The following is a 21,438-nucleotide window of genomic DNA, read 5'->3' on the forward strand; positions in this document are numbered from 1 at the left end:
ATGAGACGTCGAACACCTCCCTCAACGGCACGGGAGCCCTGTCCGTTGCTCACACCGGCCCATCACCCGATCAGTGGCCACTCTGAAAACACTCAGTGTCTTCATAGCCGGTCATGGCCAGACCTCTCCTCCCGTGCCGCAGCAATGCCGCGCTCACCGTGTCCGTACGGCTGCGCTGTGTAGCGGCACAGTGATGAGTATGGCACTGAGAAGTCGCACTATGTAACTTCTCACGAGAATCGTCCGAGTGAATCGCCTACGCGGTCAACTCGCGCTCTGCCTAACCTTGTTGCTGCCGACTGGCCGTCGGCTCCGAGACTGAAGAGGACGTGCCGTCATGACCGCGAGGGCAACCACCCGCCGCCGCCAGCTCGGAGCAGTCCTGCGCAAGCTGCGCGCCGCAAAGGGCATGACGCTGGAAGAGGCCGGACAACAGGTCGGCGTATCCAAGGCAACCGTGAGCCGCTACGAAACCCAGGCCGGACCGGTGAAGTGGCTGGTGGTGGAGGGCCTCTGCCGCGCGTACGGCGCAACAGCGACTGAGCAAACGGCAGTTGTCGCACTGGCTAAGCACGCTAAGCAGCAGGGCTGGTGGAACTCCTTCGCCGACTCCATCCCTGACAGCATGGATCTGCTCCTCACCTTGGAAGACGAGGCCGTACGCGAAGATCACTTCAACTGTCTCTATGTGCCGGGGCTGCTTCAGACTCGCGCTTACACGGTGGCCGTGCAGCACGCATCGGAGATGCGCCTTCCGGCAGACGATATCGAGCGGCTCGTGGACATCCGCATGAAGCGCCAGCAGGTTCTCAACCGTCCGAAGCCGCTGCACCTTTGGGCCATCCTGGACGAGTCCGTGATCCGGAGGGTGGTCGGTTCGGCGGGCGTCATGAAGGAGCAGCTCGCCCACCTCCTCAAGGCCAACGAGTCACCCTCCATCACCCTCCAGGTCCTGCCGTTCTCCAAGGGCGCGCACTCGGCCGCCATGGGCAGCTTCGTCATCCTTGGCGGCGCGGAACCCACCTTGGACGTGGTGTACATCGATGCTCACTTCGGCTCCCTCTTCATGGAGAAGGAGGAGGAACTGGACCGATACCGGCTTGCGTTTGAGTACTTGCGCGCACAAGCGTTGGATATGGCTGCCTCATCAGCCCTGATCGAGCGCGTACGCGAGGAGATGTAATGCAGAGCCGTACCAAGTCCATACCGGCCTCCGCCTGGACCAAGTCCTCGTACAGCGGAGCCAACACGAGTGAGTGCGTTGAGGTCGCCCCCCTCCCCGCCCACACCGCCGTGCGTGACTCCAAGACGCCTGATGGCCCCTCGTTCGCCGTGACTCACGGCGCCTGGACTGCCTTCATCCTGGCGGTCCAGGACGGAGCGGGAGCACTGTAGGGAGGGGGCGGACGACCTCGCCTCCTGTCAGTCCAGCCGCCGGGTCCAAGGAAGCCAGCCGTTCTGACCCGCTAAGCCCTGGAGGTGCGTTCTCGATGACCACCGTTGTGCCGCCGATCTGGCGCAAGAGCAGCTACAGCAATGGGACGGGTGGCGAGTGCGTCGAGTTCGCGCCGTCCACCGCCCGCACCGCCGTGCGTGACTCCAAGTTCCCCGACGGTCCCTTCTTCGACGTGACGGTCGGCGCCTGGGGGGAATTCGTTCGCGCAGTTCAGTGCGGTGACATCGCGCCGTAGGGGGTGGGCGGGGTCGTCGAGGTCTGGGCCAGTTGACGTGGAACTGTCATCATCAGCCCCTCGGGTCACTTCTGATGCCTAGGGGGGCACATGCGGAAGAGCAGCGCGCGGCGGGGTTCGGTGGTGGTGGCGGGAGGGGCCGTGGCGCTGGTCGCGGTTCTGGCCGGGTGTGAGGGGAGTGCGGCGGGGAGCGGGAGGCAGGAGGGGGTGAGGCCGCTGGCGGCGCCCGCGCCGACGGGGGCGGGTGGGCCGGTGAAGGTGGTGTTGGAGCTTGGGGATGACGAGGCGAGTGGGCCGTCGGGGCGGCAGATCATTCTGGCTTCGTTGGCGAATGACCGGGTGAAGGTCACGGGTGGGGAGGCCCGGGTCGTGACGCGGGAGGTCGGGGCGGGGACGTACCGGCTGAGCGTCACGGGGAAGCCGCGGAACGGGGCGGTGACGGTGAGTGGGACGAACCTCGTGTACGTGTCGACGGACGGGTACGTGGGCGAGGACGAGTTCACGTACCAAGTGGCAGGGAGGGGGGTAAGTGGCTTGATTGATACGGCAGTTGTGCGGGTGACGGTGAATGAGCCGGTGAGGGTTACCGAGCCGCCCGAGGAGCCCGAGGAGGAGGACGACGGGGCTTGGGGGGATGAGGAACCGGAGCCCGGGGAGAGCGGGAGGCCCACCAAGCCGGCGGCTTTCTATGCGAGTTGCGCCGAGGCGCGGGCTGCGGGGGCTGCGCCCGTTCGGCGGGGGGACCCCGGGTACGGGCGGCATCTGGACCGGGACGGGGACGGGGTGGCTTGTGCCGGGAAGGAGGGGAAACCCGGTGGAGGGAACGGAGGTGGGGGTGCGGTGTTTTACAAGAGTTGCGAGGACGTGAAGGCGGCGGGGGCCGCGCCTATTCGTCGGGGGGATCCGGGCTATGGACGGCACCTGGATCATGACGGGGATGGAACCGGTTGCGATTGGTGAAGGCGGGGAGTGGTGGCGGGGCGGGTGCGCCCGTGCGGGATTGAGTGTGCGGGATTGAGTGTGTGGGATTGAGCCATTGCAGCAACTCTCGGTGTGGGGGCAGGGGTTCGGGTTTGGGCTTTGAGCTGCGGCCTGAGGTGTTCGGGGTAATTTAAACCGGCCTTTTTCGGCCATTCAATTACCACTCCATTACCGGATCTTCACATAACTGCCATCATCAACCCCTCGGTTCACTCGTGACGCCTTGGGGGGCACATGAAGCACATATGGCAGGTAGGGCAGGTTCGGAAGAGCAGCGTGGCGGGGCGGCAGCGGGCGGTCGTGGCGGTCGGTGGGGCCGTGGCGATGGTGATGGTGCTGGCCGGGTGTGGGGGCGGCGGCGCGGTCGGGGACAGCAAGGCCGGTGGGCTCAAGCCCGTGGGGGACAAGGTGTCGGCGTCGCCCTCGGTGACGGCGAGGGCGGGGCTGAAGCTCGCCGATGACCAGGCGAGTGGGCGGGGCGGGAAGCAGATCATTGTGGCCGCGCTGGCCAATGACGAGGTGACTTCGGCGGCTGGGGAGGCCGGGGATCTGACGCGGGAGGTCGGGGCGGGGGCGTACAAGCTGGGTGTTTCTGTCGTGCCGCAGCACGGGACGGCGACGGTCAGCGGGACGAATCTGGTGTACACGCCGACGGCCGGTTATACGGGCGAGGACGAGTTCACGTACGAGGTGGCGGGGAAGGGGGCAAGTGGGGTGAGTGGTACGGCGGTTGTACGGATCACCGTCAGCGCGCCGGTCAGGGCGACGGAGCGGCCGGTGGTGCCCAAGCCGCCCAAGCCGCGCAAGACGACTTCGCCGCCGAAGCCTCGGAAGACGACCAAGCCGTCTACGTCCGGGGGGACCAGTGGTGGGTCTACGACCGGTGGGTCGGCGAGTGGTGGGTCGGCGAGTGGTGGGTCTGCGAGTGGGGGGTCTTCAGCGGGTACGTCCGGGGGTGGGGGCTCCGTCTACTACAAGAACTGCACGGCGGTGCGGGCTGCCGGTGCCGCGCCCATTCGCCGGGGCGACCCGGGGTATGCGAGGCACTTGGACCGTGACGGGGACGGGGTCGGCTGCGAGTAGTCGGGGCGGGGGCTCGGGGCCCGGGTGCGACGGGGGCCGGGACGGGTGGGGTGCGGGGGGGGCGGGGGCCCCCGGGGCCGGGGCGGGGGCGGGGGGGGGGGGGGGGGGGGGGGGGGGCGCGCGGGGGCCCGGGGGGGGGGGGGGGCGGGGGGGGGGGGGGTGCGACTCCGTCGGGGGCCGCCCGCTTGCCCGCCCGTTCCGCCCCCGGGGGCGGAACGGGCGGGCAAGCGGGCTGAGGGAATGGGGAGGGGCGGGCGGGCCCCGCCGCCCACCTCACGCGCCGAAGGCCCGCGACACCGTGTAGATCAGGAGGCCGACCAGGGCGCCGACCACCGTTCCGTTGATGCGGATGAACTGGAGGTCGCGGCCGATATGGGCCTCGATCTTCTTGGAGGTGTGGTCGGCGTCCCAGCCGGCGACCGTGTCGGTGATCAGGGAGGTGATCTCGGAGCGGTAGGTGGTGATGACGTAGACGGCGGCGCCCTCGACCCAGCCTTCGAGCTTGCGTTGCAGGCGGCCGTCGGTGGCGAGGCGGGAGCCGAGGGAGATGAGGGAGGCGCGGACGCGGAGACGGAGTTCGGACTGTTCGTCGTCGGCGGCGGCGATGATCATCGCGCGGACGGCGGACCAGGCGGACGCGATGACGTCCTGGACCTCGCCTCGGTTGAGGATCTCAGACTTGAGGCGCTCGATACGGGCGCGGGTGTCGGAGTCCGACTGGAGGTCGCCCGCGAAATCGGCCAGGAAACGGTCGATGGCGCCGCGGGCCGGGTGGGTGGGCATGTCCCGCATCTCGGTGATGAAGCGGAGCAGCTCCTTGTAGACGCGGTCGCCGATCTTGCGGTCGACGAAGCGGGGGGTCCAGCCGGGGGCGCCGCCCTGCACGGCGTCCATGACGGAGTCGCCGTGTTCGACCAGCCAGTCGTGGGCGCGGGTGCAGATCAGGTCGACGGCGCGGTGGTGGGCGCCGTCCGCGACCACCTTGTCCAGGGCCTTGCCGAGGCCGGGGGCGATCTCGGCGGCGTCCGCGCGGCGGGTGATGGCCTCGCCGACGACCGCCTGTACGTCGGAGTCGCGCAGGACGGTGAGGGCGCCGCGCAGGGCGGTGGCCAGTTCTTCGGTGACGCGGTCCGCGTGGGCGGGTTCGGCGAGCCAGGCGCCGAGTCGGCCACCCATCTGGAGGGGGGCCAGGCGGGCCTTGATAACGTCCTCGGAGAGGAAGTTCTCGCCGACGAAGTCGCCCAGGGAGACGCCGAGTTGGTCCTTCTTGGTGGGGATGATGGCGGTGTGCGGGATGCGGATGCCGAGCGGGTGCTTGAAGAGGGCGGTGACCGCGAACCAGTCCGCCATGGCGCCCACCATGCCCGCCTCGGCGGCGGCCGCGACGTAACCCGGCCAGCCCGTGAGGCCGCTGTGCTCGGCCCACTTGGCGAGGACGTACACAAGTGCGACGAAGAGGAGCAGGCCGGTGGCGGTCGCCTTCATCCGGCGTACGCCCTGCCGCTTCTCCTCGTCGGCCTCGCTGAACGCGAAGGGTGGGCGGGGCGGGGGCGGGGCAGGCTTCCTCAGGCCGTCCGGGCGGGATTCGCTTTTGCGAGCACCCGCACCGGTGGGCTCGCGACCGGCTGCCGGGCCGGCTGCCGTCCCGTCCGTTACTCCGTTCGCCGACCCGGGCGCCTCACTGGCTGCCGCGCCGTTCACCGACCCGGCCGCCTCATTGGCCGCCGTCCCGTCCGCCCTGTCAGACCTGTCGTCCGTACGTTCCATCCGCTCCGCCCACTCCGTTCGCCCGTGCCCGGTTCCGGTCGGCGTGCGCCGCCGGCGACCAAGTGCCGTGCGCAACCGCACGTACGACAAGACCCCTGACCACAGAGACTCCGCACCCGGGAAGACCCGAATGCGACGCTCCTGCCTGACTCCTGCCCTGCTCGTTACCTGAGTCACTACCTTTCCTACTCCTGGAACGCACTTCGAGTTCCCAACGTCCCCTCTCATGACCACATGCCTCATGTCATGACCACATGCCTCATGATGGTGATCAGTTCGAGTCTCGAACGGGCGGCCCCACGGCGCCCCCTGCACAACGAGGAGTCACCCCCCGCATGACCAGGCGCCATGGTTATGCCCTGCTTGCCGCCCTGGCAGCAGTGGTCGTTCTGATTTCCGCCGGGATATTCGCTCTCACCGGCCTGACGGGCGGCGACAGCCAGTCCCCCACGGACAACGGCGCCCACCGCGCCGCGGCCAAGCAAAAGCGTCCCGGCGGGACCGGAATGAGGCCCGCCACCTCCGCCCGCTGGACCGGCACCTGGTCCGCCTCGCCCGTCAGCGGCGAACCGGGCACCGCACAGGGGCTCCCCGGCAAGTCGATACGCAACGTCGTGCACACCAGCATCGGCGGCACCGGCGCCCGCATCACCCTCTCCAACCTCTTCGGAACCAGTCCCCTCCAGATATCCCACGCGTCACTCGCGGTCGCCGCCGCCGCAGGCGCACCGGCGGCCGAACCGGGCACCATGCGGGCCCTCACCTTCCGGGGCAAGACCTCCGTGGTCATACCCGTCGGCCGCTCCGTGGCCAGCGACGGGGTCTCGATCAAGATCCCGTACGACGGAGACCTGCTGATCACCGTGTTCTCGCCGACGCCGAGCGGCCCGGTGACGTACCACCCCAACTCCCACCAGACCAGCTACACCGCACTCGGTGAGCACACCGGTGACACCACCGGCGCCGCCTACCTCACCCGTACCAACAAGTGGCGCTACCTGACCGGCGTCGACGTCCTCAACGACGACACCAACGGCTCCCTCGTCCTCTTCGGCGACTCGATCACCGACGGACTCGGCTCCACCCAGGACACCAACCGCCGCTGGCCCGACGTCCTCTCCGACCGCCTGCGCTCCGAGCCCGGCGCCCCGCACTACGGCATCCTCAACCAGGGAATCAGCGGAAACCGGCTGCTCAACGACAACCGCGGCCCCAGCGGCCTCTCCCGCTTCGACGCGGACGCGGTACGGCAGCCCGGCGCGAAGACCGTGGTGGTGCTCCTGGGGATCAACGACATCGGCGGGAAGCCCGGGGCCGACGCGGAGAGTGTGGTGGCCGGGCTGCGTGAGCTCGTACGCCAGGGGCACGCACGGCAGCAGCGCGTGCTGGGCGGGACGCTGCTCCCCTTCGGAGGTCACAAGTCCTGGACACCGGAGAGGGAGATGGTCCGTCAAGAAGTGAACGCGGAGATCCGGGCCGGGCGCGTGTTCGACGGCATCCTGGACTTCGACGCGGCCGTACGCGACCCGCACGCCCCAGAGCGGATGCTGCCCGCATACGACGCAGGAGACCACCTCCACCCGAGCGACGAGGGCTACCGGCGGATGGGCCAGTGGGTGGACCTGCGGGTGCTGGCACGGGGAGCGGGGGTCGGGGCTTCGGGGGTCTGAGGGGTACGGGGCGGCAGCCGCCCCACTCCCCGTAGCGTGGACCCATGACCACCCAGACCAACGGGTCCACCGACTCCAGCGGCCCCACCCGCCTCATCCTCGCCACCCGCAACGCCGGCAAGATCACCGAGCTCCGCGCGATCCTCGCCGCCGCCGACCTCCCCTACGAGCTCGTCGGCACCGACGCCTACCCGGAGATCCCGGACGTCAAGGAAACCGGCGTCACCTTCGCCGAGAACGCCCTGCTCAAGGCCCACGCCATGGCCAAGGCAACCGGCCTGCCCGCCATCGCCGACGACTCCGGCCTCGCGGTCGACGTCCTGCACGGCGCCCCGGGCATCTTCTCCGCCCGCTGGTCCGGCACCCACGGCGACGACAGGGCCAACCTGGACCTCCTCCTGGCCCAGCTGGCCGACATCGGCACCGAGCACCGCGCCGCCCACTTCGCCTGCGCGGCAGCCCTCGCCCTCCCGGACGGCACGGAACGCGTCGTCTTCGGCACCATGCCGGGCACCCTGCGCTACGCCCCCGCCGGCACCAACGGCTTCGGCTACGACCCGATCCTCCAGCCGGACGGCTACGAAATGACGTGCGCGGAGCTGTCGCCTGCGGAGAAGAACGCCATCTCGCACCGCGGCAAGGCGTTCAGGGCGCTGGTGCCGGTGTTGCGGGAACTGCTCGGCTGAGAACGGCGGTAGCACACACGACGAAGGGCCGCCCGTGCGAGACGGGCGGCCCTTTGTCGTAGCTGTGCGGCCGGGGGGACTCGAACCCCCACGGGTTTTACCCCACTGGGACCTAAACCCAGCGTGACTGCCAATTCCACCACGGCCGCGGGTGCGCCCCCATGGTAAGGGGCGAGTGCGGCCGGGCCGCGCCGATGGTCAGAACTTCGGTTCGCGGGCCTGGGCTTCGACCAGTTCGGCGGCTTCGGCCTTGGTTTCGACCGAGGGAGGGGAGCCGGCGAGGGGCTTCTGGGCGGTCTCCTTCATGCAGGCGACCGCGATGATGCCGACCAGGGCGGCGGCCATCGAGTAGTAGGCGGGCATCAGGTTGTTGCCGGTCCAGGCGATGAGGCCGGTGATGACCAGGGGGGTGGTGCCGCCGAAGATCGAGGCGGAGAGATTGTAGCCGACCGAGAGGGAGCCGTACCTGACCGGGGTCGGGAAGAGGGCCGGGAGGGCTGCCGACATCGTGCCGAGGAGGCAGACCAGCGAAAGGCCCAGCATCAGCATGCCGATGATGATCGCGGGGATGCTGCCCTGGCCGATCAGGAGGAAGGCCGGGAGGGAGAGGACGAAGAAGCCGATCATGCCGGCCATGAGCAGCGGCTTGCGGCCGAAGCGGTCGCTGAGCTTTCCGACCTGGTTGATGATCAGCATCAGGAAGACCATGACCCCGAGCAGGATGAGCAGGCCGTGGGTCTCCGAGTAGCCGAGCTCGTCCGAGAGGTACGTCGGCATGTAGGAGAGCAGCATGTAGTCGGTGATGTTGTACGCGCCGACCAGGCAGATGCAGAGGATCAGGGTCGGCCAGTAGTCGCGGAAGATCCGGCCGAGGTCGCCCTTGGTGGTCTTCTCGACGGCGTCGGCCGCCTCCGAGGCGCGGGCGTTCTCCGCTTCCAGCTTCTGGAAGGCCGGGGTCTCGTCCAGCTTCATCCGGAGGTAGAGGCCGATCAGGCCGAGCGGGGCCGCGACGAGGAACGGGATGCGCCAGCCCCATTCGCGCATGACGTCGTTGCCGAGGATCGCGGTGAGGGCGGTCACCAGCCCGGCCGCGCCGACGTATCCGGCGAGCGTGCCGAATTCCAGGAAGCTGCCGAAGAAGCCTCGGCGCTTGTCGGGGGCGTACTCGGCGATGAAGGTGGACGCGCCGCCGTACTCGCCGCCGGTGGAGAAGCCCTGGACCATCCGGAAGAAGATCAGGAGGATCGGGGCCCAGACGCCGATGGAGTCCCAGGACGGGATGAGGCCGATGGCGAGGGTGCCGATCGACATCAGGATCATCGTGAGGGCGAGGACCTTCTTGCGGCCGATCTTGTCGCCCATCGGGCCGAAGAACATGCCGCCGAGGGGCCGTACGAGGAAGGCCACGGCGAAGGTCGCGAAGGAGGAGAGGAGCTGGGCGGTGTCGTTCCCGGACGGGAAGAAGACCTTGCCGATGGTGACGGCGAGGTAGCTGTAGATGCCGAAGTCGAACCACTCCATGGCATTGCCCAGGGAGGCGGCTTTCGTCGCCCGCTTGACCGCTGCCTCGTCGGTGATGGTGATGTCCGACCGGCGCAGGGGTGGGTTCTTGCGCCGTTTGATGGTGCGGAAGAGGTTCCGGTGACGCTTGACCGCCTCGGGATCCTCAGCTCTCTCGGGGCCGCTGAGCGCCATGGTGCAGGTTCCTTTCCTTGGACACGTATCCAAGGATTACTTCTGCACCATTGCGACGATCGCAAACGGAAGTCCCAGCGAACTGGGACTTCCGTCACGGTTTTGGGGGCCGAAATGACCCCGGTGGCCGAGTCCCGGGCCCCGGTCTCCGGGCCCCGGTCTCCGGGCCCAGGTCGCCCGGCCCAGGTCGCCCGGCCCAGGTCGCCCGGCCCAGGTCGCCCGGCGGCGGTCACCCGGGAGGGTCAGATCTTCAGGTCCTTGATGATCTTCGCTACGTGGCCGGTGGCCTTGACGTTGTAGAAGGCGTGCTCGACCTTGCCTTCTTCGTCGACGACGATCGTGGAGCGGATGACTCCGGTGACCGTCTTGCCGTACAGCTTCTTCTCGCCGAAGGCGCCGTAGGCCTCCAGGACGGCCTTGGAGGGGTCGCCGACGAGGGTGACCTTGAGGTTTTCCTTCTCGCGGAACTTGGCGAGCTTCTCGGGCTTGTCCGGGGAGACGCCGATGACGTCGTAACCGGCCGCGGTCAGCGCGTCGAGGTTGTCGGTGAAGTCGCAGGCCTGCTTGGTGCAGCCGGGGGTGAGGGCGGCCGGGTAGAAGTAGACGATGACCTTGCGGCCGTGGTGGGAGGCGAGGGAGACGTCGTTGCCGTCGGCGTCGGGCAGGGTGAAGGCGGGGGCGGTGTCGCCGGGGGCGAGGCGCTCGCTCATGAGGGCTCCCAGGTCGGGTAGTGGGCGTGTGGTGAGCTTGAGCGTAATGGGGGTGCCGATGGGTGCGAGTGCGCGGGAGCTGACAGACTGTTCAGGACGGATTACCGGACCGGACCACGGAGGCGGCGCAGTGTCGGAAGCCAGGACCCCTGCGCAGATCGAGGCGGACATCGTCCGCAGGCGCGAGCAGCTCGCGGTGACGCTGGACGAGATCGGTGTACGGCTGCATCCGAAGACGATCGTCGGGGATGCGAAGGCCAAGGCGCGGTCGGCCGTGGACGAGACCGCGGGGCGGGCCTTTGTCGCGGTGAACCGCAAGGTCACGGACGTGAAGGCGCAGTTCGTGGATGCCGAGGGTGCGCCGCGGATCGAGCGTTTGGTGCCGGTGGCGGTGGTCGCGGTGGCGCTCGTGGGTCTGCTGGTGGTGTCCACCCGGCGGCGTAGGAGCTGATCGTCGGCCCCCTCGCGGGGCCTTGGCCGGCCCGGGCAGGTAGGTTGCGTGGCGTGAGCGACAAATCCCACCACCCCAGTGACAGCCACCAGCACGGTGACGACAAGCTGCCCATCCGGATGCTGCACGACCGCGTGCTGGTCAGGTCCGACAGCCCGGAGGGTGAGCGCCGCTCGGGCGGCGGCATCCTGATTCCGGCGACGGCCGCGGTGGGCAAGCGCCTGGCCTGGGCCGAGGTCGTCGCGGTGGGTCAGAACGTGCGGACCGTGGTGGCCGGTGACCGGGTGCTGTACGACCCCGAGGACCGTGCCGAGGTCGAGGTGCGGGGTACCGCTTACGTGTTGATGCGGGAGCGGGATCTGCACGCGGTGGCCTCGGAGCGGGTGTCGGAGGATTCGACCGGGCTGTACCTGTAGAGAGCGCGAGGTGGAAGGGCCTGGTGACCGCCGTCACCAGGCCCTTCCGCTGTTCTTTTGCTACCTTGGTGGGACCCCGACGAGACGCGCCGTACCGGGTTTCACGACAAGACGACGCACCCGTGAGTTGTCCAGGTGTTCTTGTCTCTTGTCGGAGGTGCCGTCATGGCATGGGTTCTTCTTGTCGTCGCTGGTCTGCTTGAGGTCGGCTGGTCGATCGGTATGAAGTTCACCGAGGGGTTCACCCGGCTCTGGCCGAGTGTGTTCACCGGTGCCGGGATCGTGGTGAGCATGCTGCTGCTGTCGCAGGCCGCGAAGACCTTGCCGATCGGTACGGCGTACGGGGTGTGGGTCGGTATTGGTGCGGCCGGTGCGGCGGTGGTCGGCATGGTCGCGTTGAACGAGCCGGTCACCGCCGCCCGGATTTTCTTCGTGTGTCTGCTGCTGGTCGCCGTGGTGGGGCTGAAGGCGACCTCGGGGCACTAGCGGGCCGCCGGGTCGCCCCCGCCCCCGTCGTCCCCGCCGCCGCCGTCCGCGCTGCCGCCGTCGCCGCCGCCGAGGAGTCCGCCGACCGGGTTGTCGGTGCCTCCGGTGTCGTCGCCGCCGCCGGTGTCGGTGCCGCCGGTGGGGCCGGGGCCCTCCGTGGTGGCGCCGGTGTCGCCCCCGCCGGTGTCTCCGCCGGTGAGTGCGCCGCCGGTGTCGGCGCCGCCGCCGGTGTCGGCGGTTCCCCCGGTGCCGTTCTGGCCGCCCTGCTGCTGGCCGCCGTCCGTGGTCGTACCGCCGTCGGCGTCGCCCGGGTCCTGGCCCGCGGTGTCGCCGGGCGGCGGGGCTACGGACGACCTCGCGGGCGGCGGTTCGACGGGGGCCTCGGCGCCTTCCTCCAGCTCCAGCTCGAAGTCCTTGACCGCCTTGCCCTTGAGGGCGGCCTGCGTGTACTGCGCCCAGGTCTCGGCCGGTGCGCCGCCACCGTTGACGCGGGGCTGCCCGAGGGCTCCGTACAGCGGTTTCTGTACGGCGGTGTCCGGGTCGGCGCCCATCACGGCGACCACGGTCGCCAGGTCGGGGGTGTAGCCCGCGAACCAGGCGGCCTTGTCCTCCTCGGCGGTGCCGGTCTTGCCGGCCGCGGGCCGTCCCGCGGCCTGGGCGGCGGCGCCGGTGCCGCCCTCGACGACGCTCTTGAGGATGGCGGTGGTGGTGTCGGCGGCGGTCCGCGAGACGGCCTGCTTGGCCTCCTGCTTGGGCAGGGGCAGGTCGACGCCGTTCTTGGAGATCGTCTCGACCATCGTGTACGTGCCGTGCTTGCCGTGGTTGGCGAGGGTGGCGTACGCCTCGGTCATGTCCAGGACGCTGGCGGTGGCGACACCGAGTGCGATGGAGGGGTACGGGGTGAGTTCGGGGGTCTCGGCGGGGAGGCCGAGGGCGACGGCGGTGTCCTTGACCTTGGACGGGCCGACGTCGACCGCCATCTGTGCGTAGACCGCGTTGACGGACTTGTCGGTGGCGGTGCGCACCGAGATCTGGCCGTAGGAGCGGTCGTCCTCGTTCTCCGGGGCGAAGGGGATGGCGCTGCCGGTGACGGGCCGCTTGTTGGTGCCGTCGTAGACGGTGTTGGGGGTGATGCGGGTGCCGCCCTGGGTGGTGGAGGAGTTCTCGACGGCGGAGGTGAAGACGAACGGTTTGAAGGTGGAGCCGACCTGGAAGTCGCGGCGGGTGGCGTTGGAGACGTACTGCTTGGTGTAGTCGATGCCGCCGTACATGGCGACGATCTTGCCGGTCGCCGGGTCGATGGAGGCGCCGCCGACCCGGACGTTGCGGTCGGCCTTGCGTTCCTTCGAGGTCTTCTTCATGACGTTGTCGTCGACGGCTTTGACGAAGGCGTCCTGGCGGGGCTTCTCCAGGGTGGTGGTGATGCGGTAGCCGCCGGTGTTGAGGGTTTCCTCGTCGATGACCTTGTTGCTGGTGAGGTAGTCCTCGACGGCCTGGACGATGTAGCCGCGCTGGCCGGACAGTCCGGAGGCGGGCTTGGCCTGCTGGGGCTGCGGGAAGGTGGTCTTCGCGCGGTCGGCCTGCTTGAGCCAGCCCTCCTTGACCATGCCGTCGAGTACGTAGTTCCAGCGGGCGAGTGCCTTGCCGCGGTTCTCGGGGTGGGTGGCGACGTCGTAGGCGTTGGGGGCGTTCAACAGGGAGGCCAGGTAGGCGCCTTCGGGGGCGCCGAGGTCTTCGATGTCCCTGCCGTAGTAGGCCTGGGCGGCGGCCTGGATGCCGTAGGCGTTGCGGCCGAAGTAGCTGGTGTTGAGGTAGCCCTCCAGGATGTCGTCCTTGGAGACTTCCCGGTTGAGCTTGATCGCGATGAAGAACTCCTTCACCTTGCGGGTGACGGTCTGTTCCTGCGCCAGGTAGTAGTTCTTCACGTACTGCTGGGTGATGGTCGAGCCGGACTGCTTGCCCTTGCCGGTGGCGGTGTTCCAGGCGGCGCGGATCATCGCCTGGGGGTCGACGGCGGGTTCGCTGTAGAAGCCGCGGTCCTCGGCCGCGAGCACCGCGTGCTGCACCGGCTTGGGGACCTGGGAGAGCTTGACGTTCTCGCGGTTGACCTCGCCGTCACGGGCGAGCGAGGAGCCGTCGGCGTACAGGTAGACGTTCGACTGGGCGGTCGCGGTGTCATTGGCCTTGGGGATCTTGACCATGGTGTAGCCGGCCACGAAGGCACCGCTGAGCAGGAGTGCGAGCAGCAGGAAGGCGCCGACCACGAACCGCCAGGTGGGGATCAGCCTGCGCCAGCCGGTGCGCTTGGGCCGCTTGGGCTTCTTGCCCTTCTTCCCGGCGCCTTCGCCGGTCGCCTCGGAGCCGGCCTGGTGGTTGTCCGGGTTCGAGGCGGAGTCCGGGCCCGGGGCGGGGACGGAGGGGTCCCGGGGGGTCCAGCCAGGTTGCTGCGGTGGCTCGTCGCTCATGCCTGTGAAGACTCCTCGGACGCGGCCAGAGGTTCACTCTCCGGCATAACAGTGTCGTATCGGGCGATTCGCATGTACCCCCATAAAACACCGTGCCCCGCCGCTCTTCCCACCCGCGCTCACACGTGCCGGGTAATCGCTCGCGGAGGGTGACCCCGTTGGACTAGGGTCGTGCGCTTTGGTGCCCATGTGCGGGCCGGGCCCGATGTGACAGGGCCACGTGGCACAACGAGCGAGAGGTACGGGGGGTGTGGGTGCGCTGGCGGTTGTACGCACTTGTGGCGGCCGGGGGCTTTCGCCGGTACGCGACCTACCGGTTGGCCACGGCGGCCGGGATCTTCACCAACACGATCTTCGGATTCGTCATCGCCTACACGTACACGGCGTTGTGGGACCAGCGCCCGAACCTCGGCGGCTATGACCTCTCGCAGGCGATGGCGTACGTCTGGCTGGGCCAAGCCCTGCTGGCCGCCGCCTCGTTGATGGGCGGCGGCTTCGAGAGCGAGCTGATGGAGCGCATCCGCTCCGGCGCCATCGCCACCGACCTGCACCGCCCCGTCGACCTGCAACTGTGGTGGCTGGCAAGCGACTTGGGACGCGGGGCGTTTCTGCTGATCGGGCGCGGGGTGGTGCCGATGGTGGCGGGGGCGCTGGCGTTCGACGTCGCAATGCCGCCCTCGGCGTGGACCTGGGTGGCGTTCCTGGCGTCGGTGTGGCTGGGTCTGGTGGTGAGTTTCGGGCTGCGGTTCCTGGTGGCGCTGAGTGCGTTCTGGCTGATGGACGGGGCGGGGGTGACACAGGTGGCGTGGCTGGCGGCGATGTTCTTCTCCGGGATGCTGCTGCCGCTGACGCTCTTTCCCGGGCTGCTCGGGGAGGTGGCGCGGCTGCTGCCGTGGTCGTCGATCCTCCAGGTCCCGGTCGATGTGTATCTGGGCAAGCGGACGGGATGGGATCTGGTGAGCGCGTACGCCTTCCAAGTGGGCTGGGCGGCCGTGGTGTTGACGGCGGGAAGGCTGCTGCAGGGTGTGGCGACGCGACGGGTGGTGGTACAGGGTGGCTGATCCGGGTGCGCCGTCCGGCCTTGTGGGAGTACGCCGCCGGGGTCCGGCGGCGCGGTTCGCGCTCGCCCGGGACGGGGTGCGGGCGTACGGGCTGATCGCGGCGATGTGGGTGCGTTCGACGATGGCGTACCGGGCGTCCTTCGTGATGACGACCCTGGGCCACTTCGCGGCGACCGGGCTGGACTTCGTCGCGGTGCTCCTGATGTTCCAGCACGTCGAGACGCTCGGGGGTTTCTCGCTGGCCGAGGTGGCGTTCCTCTACGGGCTCTCGGGGGCGGCGCTGGGCCTGGCCGACCTGGCGATGGGGCAGATGGGCAGGCTCGGCGACAAGGTGCGGGACGGGACGCTGGACACCCTGCTGGTGCGGCCGGCGCCGGTGCTGGCGCAGGTGGCGGCGGACCGGTTCGCGCTGCGCAGGCTGGGGCGGATCACTCAGGGGCTGGGGGTGCTGACGTACGCGATCGTCCAACTTGACCTGGAATGGACGCCGTTGAAGGTCCTGATGGTGCCGTTGATGGTGCTGAGCGGTGGGGCGATCTTCGCGGCGGTGTTCGTGATGGGCGGGGCGTTCCAGTTCTGGGCGCAGGACGCGGCGGAGGTGCAGTCGGCGTTCACCTTCGGGGGGAACGCGCTGCTCCAGTACCCGCCGACGGTGTTCGCCAAGGACCTGGTGCGCGGTGTGACCTTCGTTCTCCCGCTGGCCTTCGTGAACTGGCTTCCGGCGATGTACGTCCTGGGGCTGCCGTATCCGCTGGGGGTGCCGGAGTGGTTCGCGTTTCTGCCGCCGGTGGTGGCGGTGGGGTTCTGGGTGGTGGCGGGGCTGTTGTGGCGGGTCGGGTTGAGGTCGTACCGGAGTACGGGAAGCTGAGGAAGCGGATGGTTGAGGGCATGGACTTCATCGAGCTGGACGGGGTCGAGAAGGTCTTCGACGTACGGCGCAAGACGGGCTTCCTGCGGCGCGAGAAGCGGCAGGTGCGGGCCGTCGACGGGATCAGTTTCACCGTGCCGCGCGGCGAGATGGTCGGCTACATCGGCCCCAACGGGGCGGGCAAGTCCACCACCATCAAGATGCTGACCGGCATTCTCACCCCCAGCGGCGGCCGGCTGCGGGTGGCGGGCATCGACCCGGCGAAGGAGCGCACCCGGCTGGCGCAGCGGATCGGCGTGGTCTTCGGGCAGCGGACCACGCTGTGGTGGGACCTCCCCCTCAAGGACTCGTACCGTCTGATGCACCGGATGTACCGGATCCCCGACGACCGGTTCGCCGCGAACATGGCGCGGTGCATCGAACTCCTCGATCTGGGCGAGCTGTTGGACGTCCCCGTACGGCAGCTCTCGCTCGGCCAGCGGATGCGCGGGGACATCGCGGCGGCGCTGCTGCACGATCCCGAGGTCCTGTACCTGGACGAGCCGACGATCGGCCTCGACGTGGTGTCGAAGTCCAGGGTCCGCGAGTTCCTGCGGGACCTGAACGCCGAGCGCGGCACCACCGTGCTGCTCACCACCCACGACCTGACGGACATCGAGCAGCTCTGCAAGCGCGTCATGGTGATCGACCACGGGCGTCTGGTCTACGACGGTGCGCCGGCCGCGTTGCACGAGGTGGGCGAGTCGGAGCGGACCCTGGTGGTGGATCTGGAGCGTGAACTCCCGCCCGTGACGACGCGGTTGGCCCGGGTGGTGAAGGTGGAGGGGCCGCGGCAGTGGCTGGCGTTCCCGGCTTCGGTGTCGGCGGCGCCGCTGGTGGCGGAGCTGGCGGCGGCGTATCCGCTGGTCGATCTCTCGGTGCGGGAGCCGGACATCGAGGCCGTGATCGCGAAGATGTACGCCGGGCAGGACGGGTCAACGGGTGCCCGGCTAGGGTGAGTTGCATGACCAGTGATGTGCCTGAGCGTCGCCCCGGCCTCTCCAAGCCGGACCTCGAAAAATACGCGCCTGCCGCCGTCCCCGATCTGCGCGCCTCCGACGCGGACCGTGAGCGCATTGTCGAGGTGCTGCGGGAGGCGGTCGCCGAGGGGCGCCTCGACATGGAGGAGTTCGACGAGCGGCTGGGGGCTGCGTACACGTCCCGCACCCAGGGCGAGCTTCAGGTGCTGGTGCGGGATCTGCCGGTGTCCTCGGGGGCGGCGCCCTCCGTGCTCGCTCCGCACGGGCAGGGCGGGGAGGCGGCGTCCTGGGCGGGGCGGATCGGGGTGCCGGCCACCTCGAAGGGGGCGTTCGCCTTCTGGGGCGGGTTCAAGCGGTGGGGGCAGTGGAGTGTGCCGCGGAACTTCACCGCGTTCGCGATGTGGGGCGGCGGGGAGATCGATCTGCGTGAGGCGCGGTTCGCCGAGCGCGAGGTGACGATCCGCTGCATCACGATCATGGGCGGGATCGCGGTCAAGGTCCCGCAGGACCTCACGGTGGAGGTCACCGGCCTGGGCATCATGGGCGGCTTCGACGACAAGGCCACCGGCCAGGGCACACCGGGGTCGCCGCGGGTGCGGGTCACGGGGTTCGCGCTGATGGGCGGGGTGGGGGTGGACCGCAAGATGCGCAAGGCGGAGAAGCAGCGGCTGAAGGAGGAGCGGCGCAACAGGGAGTTGGAGGAGTAGGGGGCCGCCGAGGTACGGGGGCGGCCCCGCCGCCCGGGGCTACGGGGCTACGGGGCTACGGGGCTACGGGGCTACGGGGCTACGGGGCTACGGGGCTACGGGGCAGGACTAGCCCGGTGTGCACACCTTCCCGATCTCCGACGCCGCGTCCGTGACCGGGGTGAGGTCCGGGCTGGTGTCGCCGGAGTCGATCGCCTTGCGGACGCTCGCAACCCCCGCGGTGAGGTCCTTCACCGCCTTGGACAGATCCGCGTTGTCCGTCTTGTCGCCCAGCGCCTTCAGCTCACGGTCGATGTCGTTGAGCGCCTGCTCCGACTGCAGCGGATTGTCCGCCACGGTGGTGATCGCCTGCTGAAGCTTGTTCACGCTGGACGCGATCGTGGAGGCCGTACTGGCGCAGTCCATGGCCTTGTCCAGGGCCCCGCAGCCGACGGCCAGCGGGAGGGCGAGTGCTGCCGCGGCGAGAGCCAGGACGGCGCGATGGCGGGGGCGGCGTACAGCGGACGGCATGGAATGGTCCTCCCGGGACGGCCCGCGCGGAAGGGGGCAGAGACCCGGCCCCCGCGTGGTCAATGGATGGACGGGCGCACGGTGTTGAAGTCCGTGCACCCGTATCCGATACGACGCGGGAGAGTCGTCCGTGGTTGCTACGGCGCGACCGGAGCCTCGCCCTCCACGTTCGCCGCGGTGAGGGCGCGGGTCTGGAGTGCGGTGAGGTCGGCGCAGCCGCCCGCCGCCAGGTCGAGGAGCGCGTTGAGCTCCTTGCGGTCGAAGGGCTCGGCCTCGGCGGTGCCCTGGACCTCGACGAAGCGGCCGTCGCCGGTGCAGACGACGTTCATGTCGGTGTCGGCGCGGACGTCCTCCTCGTAACAGAGGTCGAGGAGCGGGACGCCGTCCACGATGCCGACCGAGACGGCGGAGACCGTGCCGGTCAGCGGCTCGCGGTTGTGCTTGATGAGCTTCTTGGACTTGCCCCAGGCGATGGCATCGGCGAGGGCGACGTAGGCACCGGTGATGGCGGCGGTTCGGGTGCCGCCGTCGGCCTGGAGCACGTCGCAGTCCAGGACGATGGTGTTCTCGCCGAGGGCCTTGTAGTCGATGACGGCTCGGAGGGAACGGCCGATCAGGCGCGAGATCTCGTGGGTGCGGCCGCCGATCTTGCCGCGGACGGATTCACGGTCGCCGCGGGTGTTGGTGGCGCGCGGGAGCATCGAGTACTCGCCGGTGACCCAGCCCTGGCCGCTGCCCTTGCGCCAGCGGGGGACGCCTTCGGTGAAGGAGGCGGTGCAGAAGACCTTCGTGTCGCCGAAGGAGACGAGGACGGAGCCCTCGGCGTGCTTGCTCCATCCGCGTTCGATGGTGACGGGACGGAGCTGGTCGGGGGTGCGGCCGTCGATTCGAGACATGAGGCGAGCCTAGTCGGTACGGCCAGGGGGGTGAGGCCATGTCGGGGTGAGGCGGTGCCGGGGGTACGGGGCGGGGGCGGGCGGCAGCGAGGGTGCGGCGTCCGCCGGGGGCCGCCCGTTCCGCCCCCCGGGGGGCGGCCCCGACGCCCAAGGCGACGACGGCACAGCAGGGGTAGCGGGCCCGGCGCCCGGGGCGACGGGTGCTCGGGGCAAGGCGAAGGCCCGGGCCCGTTTTACGGGGGCCGGGCCTTCGCGGAGCCTCAGTGGCTCACATCATGTCTTCGATCTCGCCCGCGATCGGGTCCGCGTCGGTGCCGATGACGACCTGGATCGCGGTGCCCATGCGGACGACGCCGTGGGCGCCGGCGGCCTTGAGCGCGGCCTCGTCGACGAGGTCGGCGTTGATGACCTCGGTGCGCAGGCGCGTGATGCAGCCCTCGACCTCTTCGATGTTGTCGAGCCCGCCGAGCCCGGCGACGATCTTCTCAGCCTTGGTGGCCATGTGTTTCTCCCTGATGGTCAAAGGTCGCTGCGTCACGCCGCGTCGGCCCAGCGTCGGCCGCTTTGTCACGTTAACCCACGGTTGGCCCATCTTCGCGGGCGCCCGGGTCGCGGGTGGCAAAGGATGACGATCACCGGAGGACCGCGCATCGCAGCACTCCGGGACCGTATCGCAACTGGTCTACACCAGTGTGCAACACCCGTGAGGAATGGCTTGTTCCGGGAGGACGTCCATGAGTGTGCAGAGCGCGGCGGCGCCACCGCCCAAGTGGTGGAACGGCCTGTTCCAGGGCCTGCAGAAGATGGGCCGCAGCCTTCAGCTGCCGATCGCGGTCCTCCCCGCGGCCGGCATCCTGAACCGGCTGGGCCAGCCGGACGTGTTCGGCACCGACGGGCTCGGCTGGAACAACGTGGCCAAGGTGATGATGGGCGCGGGCGGCGCCCTGCTGGACGCCAACCTCGGACTGCCGCTGCTGTTCTGCATCGGTGTCGCCATCGGCATGGCCAAGAAGGCGGACGGCTCCACCGCGCTGGCCGCGGTGGCGGGCTTCCTCGTGTACTACAACGTGCTGCGCCAGTTCCCCGAGGACTGCGCGGCCGGTGCGAAGGCGGTCGCGCAGGGATGCCAGGCGGCGGACAACACCGTCTCCGCCTTCACGTACCAGAATCCGGGTGTGTTCGGCGGCATCGTGATGGGGCTGCTGGCCGCGTACTTCTGGCAGAAGTACCACCGCACCAAGCTGGTCGACTGGCTCGGCTTCTTCAACGGCCGCCGTCTGGTGCCGATCATCATGTCCTTCGTGGCGATCATCTTCGCCGCGCTCTGCCTGTGGGTGTGGCCGCCGATCGGCAGCGCGCTGGAGAGCTTCAGCGACTGGCTGATCGGGCTCGGCGCACTCGGTGCGGGCATCTTCGGCATCGCCAACCGCGGCCTGCTGGTGATCGGTCTGCACCAGTTCCTGAACGTGCCCATCTGGTTCCAGTTCGGCAGCTACACCAAGCCGGACGGCTCGGTCGTGCACGGTGACATCAACCGGTTCCTGGCGGGCGACCCGACGGCCGGTCAGTTCACCACCGGCTTCTTCCCGATCATGATGTTCGCGCTGCCCGCGGCGGCGCTGGCGATCACCCACTGCGCCAAGCCGCACCGGCGCAAGGCGGTCGGCGGACTGATGCTGTCGGTCGGTCTGACCTCGCTCGTCACCGGCATCACGGAGCCACTGGAGTACTCGTTCCTGTTCATCGCGCCGGCGCTGTACGCGATCCACGCGGTGCTCACGGGCGTCTCGATGGCCGTCACCTGGGGCCTGGGCGTCAAGGACGGCTTCAGCTTCTCGGCCGGTCTGATCGACTACGTCATCAACTGGGGACTGGCGACGAAACCCTGGATGATCATCCCCATCGGACTCTGCTTCGCGGTCGTGTACTACGCCCTCTTCCGCTTCGCGATCACCAAGTTCAACCTCCCCACCCCCGGCCGCGAGCCGGAGGAAGTGGAGGAGGAGCTGGAGCGCGAGAACACGAAGTAGCCGCGCACACGGAAGTGAAGTAGCCGCGCACGCCTGACGTACGGCACGAAGAATCCCCCGGCGCAGGGCATTTGCCCCGCTCCCCCAGGCCCTCGGACCCTAGTGGTCCGGGGGCCTTCGTCTGTTCTGTGACGGTGTGTCCCGGGCCACCGGAATCGAGGGTTCCTTATCTCACCCTCACCGTGTTACAACTGGTCTACACCAGTGACTGGTGTAGACCACGTGACCCGAACTCTTCGGTTCGCG

Annotated in this window: 22 protein-coding genes, 1 tRNA gene and 1 riboswitch; of the genes, 15 read left to right on the forward strand and 8 right to left on the reverse strand. The window is 69.3% G+C overall.

The genetic code is table 11. The features are described 5' to 3' along the window. The first annotated feature begins 337 nt into the window (after positions 1 to 337). The 5 genes from ACIA73_RS33395 (at position 338) to ACIA73_RS33415 (ending at position 3,755) form a co-directional block, all read left to right on the forward strand. Complete coding sequence (locus tag ACIA73_RS33395; protein WP_399442654.1) at positions 338 to 1,183, forward strand: helix-turn-helix domain-containing protein; 846 nt, start codon at positions 338 to 340, stop codon at positions 1,181 to 1,183. Beyond that, positions 1,183 to 1,395, forward strand: coding sequence for a DUF397 domain-containing protein (locus tag ACIA73_RS33400; protein WP_399442655.1), 213 nt, complete (start codon positions 1,183 to 1,185; stop codon positions 1,393 to 1,395). The genes ACIA73_RS33395 and ACIA73_RS33400 overlap by 1 nt, the downstream gene beginning before the upstream one ends. Before the next feature lie 95 nt (positions 1,396 to 1,490). Beyond that, entirely contained in the window at positions 1,491 to 1,691 is a 201-nt protein-coding gene (locus ACIA73_RS33405) for a DUF397 domain-containing protein (protein WP_399442656.1), read from the forward strand. A 90-nt stretch (positions 1,692 to 1,781) separates the two neighbouring features. Further along, entirely contained in the window at positions 1,782 to 2,651 is an 870-nt protein-coding gene (locus ACIA73_RS33410) for an excalibur calcium-binding domain-containing protein (protein WP_399442657.1), read from the forward strand. A gap of 255 nt (positions 2,652 to 2,906) precedes the next feature. After that, entirely contained in the window at positions 2,907 to 3,755 is an 849-nt protein-coding gene (locus tag ACIA73_RS33415) for an excalibur calcium-binding domain-containing protein (protein WP_399442658.1), read from the forward strand. 273 nt (positions 3,756 to 4,028) lie between these two features. On the opposite strand, the gene ACIA73_RS33420 is transcribed toward ACIA73_RS33415, so the two are convergent. Next, positions 4,029 to 5,522, reverse strand: a complete 1,494-nt coding sequence (locus ACIA73_RS33420; RefSeq protein WP_399442659.1) for a DUF445 domain-containing protein — start codon at positions 5,520 to 5,522, stop codon at positions 4,029 to 4,031. 335 nt (positions 5,523 to 5,857) lie between these two features. Between ACIA73_RS33420 and ACIA73_RS33425 the strand changes: the two genes are divergently transcribed. Together ACIA73_RS33425 and rdgB are read left to right on the forward strand one after the other, a co-directional pair. Next, positions 5,858 to 7,192 carry an SGNH/GDSL hydrolase family protein gene (locus tag ACIA73_RS33425; RefSeq protein WP_399442660.1) on the forward strand — a complete coding sequence of 445 codons (1,335 nt, stop codon included), beginning with the start codon at positions 5,858 to 5,860 and terminating at the stop codon, positions 7,190 to 7,192. A 44-nt stretch (positions 7,193 to 7,236) separates the two neighbouring features. Then, positions 7,237 to 7,878 (forward strand): RdgB/HAM1 family non-canonical purine NTP pyrophosphatase, encoded by a 642-nt coding sequence (gene rdgB, locus ACIA73_RS33430; protein ID WP_399442661.1) that lies wholly within the window; start codon positions 7,237 to 7,239, stop codon positions 7,876 to 7,878. Between the two features lie 65 nt (positions 7,879 to 7,943). On the opposite strand, the gene ACIA73_RS33435 is transcribed toward rdgB, so the two are convergent. From ACIA73_RS33435 to bcp, 3 genes are all read right to left on the reverse strand, one after another. Then, positions 7,944 to 8,027, reverse strand: a tRNA-Leu gene (locus tag ACIA73_RS33435). Positions 8,028 to 8,076: 49 nt separating this feature from the next. Beyond that, positions 8,077 to 9,573, reverse strand: coding sequence for a glycine betaine/L-proline transporter ProP (proP, locus tag ACIA73_RS33440; RefSeq protein ID WP_399442662.1), 1,497 nt, complete (start codon positions 9,571 to 9,573; stop codon positions 8,077 to 8,079). A gap of 242 nt (positions 9,574 to 9,815) precedes the next feature. Continuing rightward, entirely contained in the window at positions 9,816 to 10,283 is a 468-nt protein-coding gene (bcp, locus tag ACIA73_RS33445) for a thioredoxin-dependent thiol peroxidase (protein WP_399442663.1), read from the reverse strand. Between the two features lie 130 nt (positions 10,284 to 10,413). Between bcp and ACIA73_RS33450 the strand changes: the two genes are divergently transcribed. The 3 genes from ACIA73_RS33450 to ACIA73_RS33460 all read left to right on the forward strand — a co-directional run bounded on the left by ACIA73_RS33450 (position 10,414) and on the right by ACIA73_RS33460 (position 11,636). After that, entirely contained in the window at positions 10,414 to 10,734 is a 321-nt protein-coding gene (locus ACIA73_RS33450) for a DUF3618 domain-containing protein (RefSeq protein ID WP_399442664.1), read from the forward strand. A 119-nt stretch (positions 10,735 to 10,853) separates the two neighbouring features. Further along, positions 10,854 to 11,150: a GroES family chaperonin gene (locus ACIA73_RS33455; RefSeq protein WP_399442760.1), complete on the forward strand. Its 297-nt coding sequence runs from the start codon at positions 10,854 to 10,856 to the stop codon at positions 11,148 to 11,150. A 55-nt stretch (positions 11,151 to 11,205) separates the two neighbouring features. Next, positions 11,206 to 11,271: riboswitch (guanidine-III (ykkC-III) riboswitch) on the forward strand. A 44-nt stretch (positions 11,272 to 11,315) separates the two neighbouring features. Continuing rightward, positions 11,316 to 11,636 carry a multidrug efflux SMR transporter gene (locus ACIA73_RS33460; protein WP_362411757.1) on the forward strand — a complete coding sequence of 107 codons (321 nt, stop codon included), beginning with the start codon at positions 11,316 to 11,318 and terminating at the stop codon, positions 11,634 to 11,636. Here the strand turns inward: ACIA73_RS33460 and ACIA73_RS33465 are convergent. After that, positions 11,633 to 14,101 carry a transglycosylase domain-containing protein gene (locus ACIA73_RS33465; RefSeq protein WP_399442665.1) on the reverse strand — a complete coding sequence of 823 codons (2,469 nt, stop codon included), beginning with the start codon at positions 14,099 to 14,101 and terminating at the stop codon, positions 11,633 to 11,635. The genes ACIA73_RS33460 and ACIA73_RS33465 overlap by 4 nt on opposite strands. A gap of 254 nt (positions 14,102 to 14,355) precedes the next feature. Here ACIA73_RS33465 and ACIA73_RS33470 point away from each other — a divergent pair, with 254 nt between their 5' ends. The 4 genes from ACIA73_RS33470 (at position 14,356) to ACIA73_RS33485 (ending at position 17,756) form a co-directional block, all read left to right on the forward strand. Next, entirely contained in the window at positions 14,356 to 15,162 is an 807-nt protein-coding gene (locus tag ACIA73_RS33470) for an ABC transporter permease (RefSeq protein ID WP_399442666.1), read from the forward strand. A gap of 22 nt (positions 15,163 to 15,184) precedes the next feature. After that, positions 15,185 to 16,030, forward strand: coding sequence for an ABC transporter permease (locus ACIA73_RS33475; protein WP_399442761.1), 846 nt, complete (start codon positions 15,185 to 15,187; stop codon positions 16,028 to 16,030). A gap of 20 nt (positions 16,031 to 16,050) precedes the next feature. Continuing rightward, a complete protein-coding gene (locus ACIA73_RS33480; protein ID WP_399442667.1) occupies positions 16,051 to 17,028 on the forward strand; it encodes an ATP-binding cassette domain-containing protein in 978 nt (325 codons plus the stop codon). A gap of 86 nt (positions 17,029 to 17,114) precedes the next feature. Beyond that, positions 17,115 to 17,756, forward strand: coding sequence for a DUF1707 domain-containing protein (locus tag ACIA73_RS33485; protein ID WP_399442763.1), 642 nt, complete (start codon positions 17,115 to 17,117; stop codon positions 17,754 to 17,756). Between the two features lie 108 nt (positions 17,757 to 17,864). On the opposite strand, the gene ACIA73_RS33490 is transcribed toward ACIA73_RS33485, so the two are convergent. The 3 genes from ACIA73_RS33490 to ACIA73_RS33500 all read right to left on the reverse strand — a co-directional run bounded on the left by ACIA73_RS33490 (position 17,865) and on the right by ACIA73_RS33500 (position 19,754). Then, complete coding sequence (locus tag ACIA73_RS33490) at positions 17,865 to 18,266, reverse strand: hypothetical protein (protein ID WP_399442668.1); 402 nt, start codon at positions 18,264 to 18,266, stop codon at positions 17,865 to 17,867. 137 nt (positions 18,267 to 18,403) lie between these two features. Further along, positions 18,404 to 19,162, reverse strand: a complete 759-nt coding sequence (rph, locus tag ACIA73_RS33495) for a ribonuclease PH (protein ID WP_399442669.1) — start codon at positions 19,160 to 19,162, stop codon at positions 18,404 to 18,406. Between the two features lie 268 nt (positions 19,163 to 19,430). Beyond that, complete coding sequence (locus ACIA73_RS33500; protein WP_399442765.1) at positions 19,431 to 19,754, reverse strand: glucose PTS transporter subunit EIIB; 324 nt, start codon at positions 19,752 to 19,754, stop codon at positions 19,431 to 19,433. Positions 19,755 to 19,896: 142 nt separating this feature from the next. Here ACIA73_RS33500 and ACIA73_RS33505 point away from each other — a divergent pair, with 142 nt between their 5' ends. Beyond that, complete coding sequence (locus ACIA73_RS33505) at positions 19,897 to 21,192, forward strand: PTS transporter subunit EIIC (protein ID WP_399442670.1); 1,296 nt, start codon at positions 19,897 to 19,899, stop codon at positions 21,190 to 21,192. The last annotated feature ends 246 nt before the right edge of the window (positions 21,193 to 21,438 follow it).

Source organism: Streptomyces sp. NPDC051561 (assembly GCF_044454195.1).
Classification (GTDB): domain Bacteria; phylum Actinomycetota; class Actinomycetes; order Streptomycetales; family Streptomycetaceae; genus Streptomyces.

Coding starts and splice junctions, on each gene's coding strand:
- ACIA73_RS33395 (WP_399442654.1), top strand. CDS start 338: ATGACCGCGAGGGCAACCACCCGCCGCCGCCAGCTCGGAGCAGTCCTG.
- ACIA73_RS33400 (WP_399442655.1), top strand. CDS start 1,183: ATGCAGAGCCGTACCAAGTCCATACCGGCCTCCGCCTGGACCAAGTCC.
- ACIA73_RS33405 (WP_399442656.1), top strand. CDS start 1,491: ATGACCACCGTTGTGCCGCCGATCTGGCGCAAGAGCAGCTACAGCAAT.
- ACIA73_RS33410 (WP_399442657.1), top strand. CDS start 1,782: ATGCGGAAGAGCAGCGCGCGGCGGGGTTCGGTGGTGGTGGCGGGAGGG.
- ACIA73_RS33415 (WP_399442658.1), top strand. CDS start 2,907: ATGAAGCACATATGGCAGGTAGGGCAGGTTCGGAAGAGCAGCGTGGCG.
- ACIA73_RS33420 (WP_399442659.1), bottom strand. CDS start 5,522: ATGGAACGTACGGACGACAGGTCTGACAGGGCGGACGGGACGGCGGCC.
- ACIA73_RS33425 (WP_399442660.1), top strand. CDS start 5,858: ATGACCAGGCGCCATGGTTATGCCCTGCTTGCCGCCCTGGCAGCAGTG.
- rdgB (WP_399442661.1), top strand. CDS start 7,237: ATGACCACCCAGACCAACGGGTCCACCGACTCCAGCGGCCCCACCCGC.
- proP (WP_399442662.1), bottom strand. CDS start 9,573: ATGGCGCTCAGCGGCCCCGAGAGAGCTGAGGATCCCGAGGCGGTCAAG.
- bcp (WP_399442663.1), bottom strand. CDS start 10,283: ATGAGCGAGCGCCTCGCCCCCGGCGACACCGCCCCCGCCTTCACCCTG.
- ACIA73_RS33455 (WP_399442760.1), top strand. CDS start 10,854: ATGCTGCACGACCGCGTGCTGGTCAGGTCCGACAGCCCGGAGGGTGAG.
- ACIA73_RS33460 (WP_362411757.1), top strand. CDS start 11,316: ATGGCATGGGTTCTTCTTGTCGTCGCTGGTCTGCTTGAGGTCGGCTGG.
- ACIA73_RS33465 (WP_399442665.1), bottom strand. CDS start 14,101: ATGAGCGACGAGCCACCGCAGCAACCTGGCTGGACCCCCCGGGACCCC.
- ACIA73_RS33480 (WP_399442667.1), top strand. CDS start 16,051: ATGGACTTCATCGAGCTGGACGGGGTCGAGAAGGTCTTCGACGTACGG.
- ACIA73_RS33490 (WP_399442668.1), bottom strand. CDS start 18,266: ATGCCGTCCGCTGTACGCCGCCCCCGCCATCGCGCCGTCCTGGCTCTC.
- rph (WP_399442669.1), bottom strand. CDS start 19,162: ATGTCTCGAATCGACGGCCGCACCCCCGACCAGCTCCGTCCCGTCACC.
- ACIA73_RS33500 (WP_399442765.1), bottom strand. CDS start 19,754: ATGGGCCAACCGTGGGTTAACGTGACAAAGCGGCCGACGCTGGGCCGA.
- ACIA73_RS33505 (WP_399442670.1), top strand. CDS start 19,897: ATGAGTGTGCAGAGCGCGGCGGCGCCACCGCCCAAGTGGTGGAACGGC.